Origin of the sequence: Vogesella mureinivorans, from assembly GCF_007644035.1 — a bacterium.
Classification (GTDB): Bacteria; Pseudomonadota; Gammaproteobacteria; order Burkholderiales; family Chromobacteriaceae; genus Vogesella; species Vogesella mureinivorans.
Genome location: NZ_VMTV02000335.1, coordinates 1 through 325, shown reverse-complemented (window position 1 = coordinate 325; position 325 = coordinate 1). Strand labels below are relative to the sequence as shown.

1 protein-coding gene is annotated in these 325 nt (G+C 52.3%); it reads right to left on the bottom strand.

From position 1 onward, the window contains the following. Positions 1-325, bottom strand: a 325-nt coding sequence (locus FLQ44_RS25555) for a sensor histidine kinase (protein WP_276607845.1), incomplete at both ends; no start/stop codon positions are given.

Below are 325 nucleotides of genomic sequence, written 5' to 3'. Positions count from 1 at the left end.
AACAGCCGCGTGTTGAGGTGCAGTTTGCCGCTGGTAATCCGTGAAATATCCAGCATGTCCTCAATCAGTTGAGATTGTGTCCTGGCACTCCGCTCGATCACTTCTAACGCACGAGTGACGGCTGCCTCATCAAGCTTGCGGTTGCGGAGAATTTGCGCCCAGCCCAGCATAGTATTTAGTGGGTTGCGGAGTTCATGCGAGAGGTTGGATAAAAATTCATCTTTCGCTCGGTTGGCAGCTTCCGCCTCTTGACGGGCTGAGTGTTCCTGATTCAGGAGTTGCGATCGCTCGGTTTCAAACTGCTTGCGCTCGGTAATGTCTTCAA